Annotated in this window: 1 protein-coding gene; it reads right to left on the bottom strand. The window is 60.2% G+C overall.

Annotation, left to right across the window (positions count from 1 at the left end; all coding sequences use genetic code 11):
- Positions 1-156: 156 nt before the first annotated feature.
- On the bottom strand, positions 157-500 hold a 344-nt coding region (locus MKP05_RS21690; RefSeq protein WP_240570190.1), incomplete at its 5' end, for an ABC transporter permease subunit.

Genomic DNA, 500 nt, shown 5'->3' with positions numbered 1-500 from the left:
CCGCCTGCAGGGTGAAGTTCAGATCATTGACGGCGGTGACGTCGCCATCCGGCGTTTTAAAGGTGACGCGAAGATCTTTCACGTCCAGCAGTAGCCCGCTGTGGCTCTGCGCTTGCGGCGCTTTTGCCGTTTCAATCATGGTCATGGCAGCGCTCCTTAGCGGTCTTTCGGGTCGAGGGCATCACGCAGACCATCGCCGATAAAGTTGAAACAGAACAGGGTCACCACCAGGAAACCCGCCGGGAACAACAGTAGCCAGGGCGAAACTTCCATTGAGTTGGCGCCATCGCTGAGCAATGCCCCCCAGCTGCTGAGCGGCTCCTGCGTCCCCAGTCCCAGGAAACTGAGGAAGGATTCGAAGAGGATCATGCTGGGGACCAGCAGCGAGGCATACACCACCACCACCCCCAGCACGTTGGGGACGATATGGCGCAGCACGATGCTCGCCGTCGAGACCCCGCCGACCTGCGCGGCTTCGATAAACTCTTTGCGCTTCAGGC

It is taken from the genome of Halomonas flagellata (assembly GCF_022487945.1).
Classification (GTDB): Bacteria; Pseudomonadota; Gammaproteobacteria; order Pseudomonadales; family Halomonadaceae; genus Halomonas; species Halomonas flagellata.
The sequence above is the reverse complement of the archived record's forward strand: the minus strand, read 5'-3'. Positions and strand labels throughout refer to the sequence as shown.